General features: G+C 71.6%; 5 protein-coding genes and 1 pseudogene. 3 read left to right on the top strand and 3 right to left on the bottom strand.

The genetic code is table 11. The annotated features are described in order from the left end of the window. Together ACWF94_RS34110 and ACWF94_RS34105 are read left to right on the top strand one after the other, a co-directional pair. Positions 1 to 428: pseudogene (locus ACWF94_RS34110) on the top strand (DEAD/DEAH box helicase); the annotation flags it as partial. 269 nt (positions 429 to 697) lie between these two features. Further along, the gene (locus ACWF94_RS34105) at positions 698 to 1,555 is read left to right on the top strand and encodes an alpha/beta fold hydrolase (protein WP_453497591.1); all 858 of its coding nucleotides are present in this window, start codon (positions 698 to 700) and stop codon (positions 1,553 to 1,555) included. Positions 1,556 to 1,575: 20 nt separating this feature from the next. On the opposite strand, the gene ACWF94_RS34100 is transcribed toward ACWF94_RS34105, so the two are convergent. Beyond that, a complete protein-coding gene (locus ACWF94_RS34100) occupies positions 1,576 to 2,409 on the bottom strand; it encodes an NYN domain-containing protein (protein ID WP_453497597.1) in 834 nt (277 codons plus the stop codon). A gap of 280 nt (positions 2,410 to 2,689) precedes the next feature. Between ACWF94_RS34100 and ACWF94_RS34095 the strand changes: the two genes are divergently transcribed. After that, positions 2,690 to 2,899 carry a hypothetical protein gene (locus ACWF94_RS34095; RefSeq protein WP_453497599.1) on the top strand — a complete coding sequence of 70 codons (210 nt, stop codon included), beginning with the start codon at positions 2,690 to 2,692 and terminating at the stop codon, positions 2,897 to 2,899. A 140-nt stretch (positions 2,900 to 3,039) separates the two neighbouring features. On the opposite strand, the gene ACWF94_RS34090 is transcribed toward ACWF94_RS34095, so the two are convergent. Together ACWF94_RS34090 and ACWF94_RS34085 are read right to left on the bottom strand one after the other, a co-directional pair. Beyond that, the gene (locus ACWF94_RS34090; RefSeq protein ID WP_453497588.1) at positions 3,040 to 3,645 is read right to left on the bottom strand and encodes a MarC family protein; all 606 of its coding nucleotides are present in this window, start codon (positions 3,643 to 3,645) and stop codon (positions 3,040 to 3,042) included. A gap of 48 nt (positions 3,646 to 3,693) precedes the next feature. After that, positions 3,694 to 4,557 carry a PHP domain-containing protein gene (locus ACWF94_RS34085; RefSeq protein ID WP_453497594.1) on the bottom strand — a complete coding sequence of 288 codons (864 nt, stop codon included), beginning with the start codon at positions 4,555 to 4,557 and terminating at the stop codon, positions 3,694 to 3,696. Positions 4,558 to 4,602 lie beyond the last annotated feature (45 nt).

Here is a 4,602-nt window from a genome sequence, read left to right as displayed (position 1 = left end):
CCACCGAGCCGACCACCGAGCCGGTGGCCCCGGAGTCCGTGGCCGTCCCTGAGCCCGGGGCCCCGGCCGAGGCCCGCGCGCCCAGGCGCCGCCGCCGCACCAGGGCGGGTGCGGTCGAGACGGCCGAGCCGATCGTGATGGAGCCGACCACGGTGGCGCCTGCCGCCATGGAGCCGACCGTCGTCGAGCCGCCGGCCGAGCAGGTGGCCGAAGCGGAGACGAAGCCGAGGCGGCGCCGGACGCGTGTGGTGAAGGTGGAGGCCGACGCGGCCCCCGCTGAGGCCGTCGCCCCGGCTGAGACCGTGACAAAGCCGCGCCGTACGCGGACGGTGAAGGCCGCCGCCGCCACCGAGGCCGCGGGTGCCGAGCCGGAGACGAAGCCGCGCCGCCGCACCCGGGCGCCGAAGGCGTCCCAGCCCGAAGCCTGACCCGCCCCACCCGGCCCGGCCCCCACCCCAGGGGACCGGGCCGTCGCCATGCCCGGGGGTCCTCCCGACCGGCTCGGGCTGCCGTGGGGCCACGCCCCTCCCCCTTACGCCCTTAAGGGGACCCCAGCTCCTCAACAGTTACCCGGCCTCCCTCAGGGCTCCGTCCGCGCGCAGCCCTGAAGGAGGCCGGGTGTCCACGCTCCGGCCACCAGGGGCCCGGCACGAGGGCTGAAGGGCGGCCGGAGCGGAGCGTCGATAGCCTCAAGGGCATGAGCCGTCCGCCCACCTTCGTTCCTCCGGCCTGCGCACGACCGGACACCCTCGCCACCTCCCGAGGAGACTTCGCGGTCCTCGACGCCCGCCCCGACCCGGCGCGGACGAAGGGCACCGCCCTCCTCCTGCCCGGGTACACGGGCAGCAAGGAGGACTTCATCGCGATGTTCGAACCGCTCGTGGCGGCGGGCTACCGCACTCTCGCCGTCGACGGCCGGGGGCAGTACGAGACGTACGGCCCCGACGACCCCCGGGCCTACGAGCAGGGTGAGCTGGCCCTCGACGTACTCGCCCAGACCAAAGCGGTCGGCGGCGGCGCCCCCGTACATCTCCTCGGGCACTCCCTCGGCGGCCAGATCGCCCGCGCGGCCGTCCTCCTGGACGCGTCCCCGTTCCGGACGCTCACCCTGATGGCGTCGGGCCCCGCGCAGGTCAGCCCCGCCCAGCAGGAGAAGGTGCGGCTGCTGAGCGACGCGCTCGCGACGCTGGGGATGGCCGAGGTGTGGACCGCGATGCAGTCGTTCGACACACCCGAGGAGGCGGCGGCCGAGCCCGGCGATGACGGCGATCTCCGGCGCCGCTGGCTGCGCCACAACCCCGTACAGCTGATCACCACGGGCCATCGGCTGACGGTGGAACCCGACCGGGTCGACGAGTTGGGCGCCGTACGGCCGCTCCCCAAACATGTGGTGAGCGGCGAGCGCGACGACACCTGGTCCGTACCGCTGCTCGACGAGATGGCGGTACGCCTCGGCGCGCGCCGGACCGTCATCGCCGGGGCCGAGCACTCGCCCAACACGGACCGGCCGCGCGAGACGGCGGAGGCGGTCGTCGCGTTCTGGGACGATCACTGAGCGGACGGCCGGGCAGCCGGTCAGTACTGGGTCTGAAGGTGCTGCCAGAACCCGTCCCGCAGCGCCCTCCTGAGCACCGCGTGCCCCCGCAGTGACCGCTGGAGCATCCGCTCCGCCTCGATCAGCAGATCCTGGTCGACCGGGCCGGGGAGATAGGGATGCCCCGGCAGCAGTTCGGCCATGGCCTCGCGGCCCCGCTCCGCCAGCCACACCGCGGCGATCCGCGCACCCGTGAACCGCACCTCGTCGCGCGACGGCGGCGGTGCGCCCTCGTTCTCGTAGGTCGTCACGGGCCTGCGGGTGATGTACGGACGGCAGAAGTCGAGGTCAAAGGTCCGGGTGCTGTCGACTTCCCACAGCAGTGGCTCCGCCTGATTGCGGCCGTCGGCCGCCTCGATGCCCCAGAGGTGGACCCGGGCTCCATAGCCCTGGGCCGCCTCCACCGCCGAGACCAGGTCCTCGTCACCGCCGACGAGCGCCGCGTCGCTGATCGCGCGGTGCCGGGCGAGCGACTCCAGATCCGTGCGGATGAGGGAGTCGACGCCCTTCTGCTGATTGTTGGCGTTGAGGTTGCCGAGCCGCACCTTCACATCCGGAAGCTCGGCGATCGACTGCTGTTCGGGGGTGTGGATACGGCGCCGGGCGCCGTCGTACCAGTAGACCCGCAGCAGCCTGCTGTCCGCGAAGATCGTGCGGGCCCTGTCGATGAGCGCCTCGATCATCCCCTCCGCGTCCAGATCGAAGGAGCGCCGGTCCTCGGTGCCCGCCACCAGCAGCCCGGCGGCGGCGTAGAGATAGCCCGCGTCCACGAAGATGGCGTGGGTGGACGGGGTCTTCGCGACCTCGGCGAGCATCCGGCGGAGCAGCTCATTGGTGTGCTCGACCCGGGCGCCGATCTCACTTATGGCCGCCCGGGTCTCGGGGTCACCCGCCGGCACCGGGCCGCCCGGACGGGCCGCCTCAGGGGTGGCTTCGGGCATGGCCTCGGAGGCGATCTCCGGGTCGATGTCTGAGTTGATCTCTGCGTCGTTCATACGGAGCCCATTCTCCGGGCCGCCGCAGGCACCGGCCAGTCATTAGGCAACCAAAGATTTTCTTTAGTGTAGGGAATGTTTGCAGGGTGTATCGCTGTTGATGACGAACAGAAGGACATCAGTTCTCCAGCAGGAGGATCAGACGAAGGGAGAAGCCGTGCGCTTCGAGATCATGCGCCTGGACGATGTCAACGGCAGCGCCGTCGACAGCACCGTCGTGGACGCCGCCTCCGTCAACCGGATCGTGCAGCAGGCCGCCGCGACGGGCCAGCGCATCTATATCCGCCCGGTCGAACCCTCGGCCTTGTAGCGCCCCGAGCGCGCACCCGACGTGACACGCCCCCGTACGGAACGATCCGTACGGGGGCGTCGTTGTCGACTTATCACCCCAGGCCGCCGGCATGGCGCTCAAGGGCGCCGGCATGCCGCCCGGGCTCATCGGCATATCGCTCAGGCCGCCCGGACGACCTGGGTGACTCCGTTGATGATCTGCTGCACCGCGATCGCGGAGAGCATCATCCCCGCGAGCCGGGTCACCAGCACCACACCGCCGTCCTTGATCAGCCGGATGATCAGCAGTGAGTAGCGCATGGTCAGCCAGAGCACCGCGTGCATGGCGACGATCGCGCCCCAGACGGCGAGGTGCTGAGCGGGGCCGGCCGCGTCCTGCACCGCCAGGATGACCGAGACGATCGCGCCGGGCCCGGCCAGCAGCGGCATGCCCAGCGGTACGAGCGCGACATTGACGTCCTTCGTCTGCTGGGGCTCGTCCGTCTTGCCGGTCAGCAGATCGAGGGCGATGAGCAGGAGCAGCAGTCCGCCCGCGATCATCAGCGCGGGCACGGAGACATGCAGATAGTCCAGGATCCGCTGGCCGAGCAGGCCGAAGACGGTGATCACCCCGAAGGCGACGGCGACCGCCTGCCAGGCCATCCGGCGCTGCACCTTGGCAGGGCGGCCGGAGGTCAGCGCGAGAAAGATCGGCGTGATCCCGGGGGGATCCATGATCACGAACAGGGTCAGAAAGAGCGAGCCGAAGACAGCGACGTCGAACACGGTGATGGCCTAGCGGGAAGAAGAACGAGACGGGGGCGGGGCGGGGTGTTACGCCCGGCTTCCCCCGGCGCCCGGCACCGGGAACGCCCCGGTGGCCCGCCGCGTGATCTCGCCGTAGATCTCCGGATCGGTGGTGTACTCGCCGAGCCGGACGTCCTTACGGCTGCCGTGGTAGTCGCTGGACCCGGTGGTCAGCAGCCCGAGGTCCGCGGCGAACGCCCGCAGCCGCTCCCGCGTCGGCAGGTCGTGGTCCATATGGTCGACCTCGATACCGTCGAGGCCCGCGGCGGCCAGTTCGGCGATCGCCTTCTCCGGCACCGTACGGCCCCGCTTGACCGCGGCCGGGTGGGCGAAGACGGCGACCCCGCCGGCGGCCTTGACCAGGCGGACCGCGGTGAACGGGTCGAGTTCGTGCTTGGTGACATGCGCCCGGCCGCCGTCGGCGATCCACTCGGGTGTGAAGGCGTCCGAGACGGTCGGCACGACGCCCAGTTCGACCAGCGCGGTCGCGATATGCGGGCGGCCCACGGAGCCGTCCCCCGCGATCCGGGCGACCAGGTCCCACTCGATGGGAACGCCCAGCTCACGGAGTTTGGCGACCATGGCCCGGGCGCGCGGTACCCGGTCGTCCCGGACGAGTTCGCGCTCGCTCAGCAGGGCCGGCTCGTCGGGGTCGAAGAGATACGCGAGCAGATGCAGGCTCACACCGTCGAGCGCGCAGGAGATCTCGGCGCCGGTGACCAGCGTGAGCCCGGGAGGGAGTGCGGCGATCGCCTCGGCATGGCCGCGGGTGGTGTCGTGGTCGGTGAGGGCCACGACGTCCAGACCGGCAGCGGCGGCATGGCGTACCAGCTCGGCGGGGGTGTCCGTACCGTCCGACGCCGTGGAGTGGGTGTGCAGATCGATGCGCACAGCGGGACTCCAGCGGTGGTCGGCGGGCAGGGGACGGCCCAGTGT

This window comes from Streptomyces sp. NPDC055078 (genome assembly GCF_053607985.1).
This window is presented reverse-complemented; position numbering and strand designations above follow the sequence as displayed.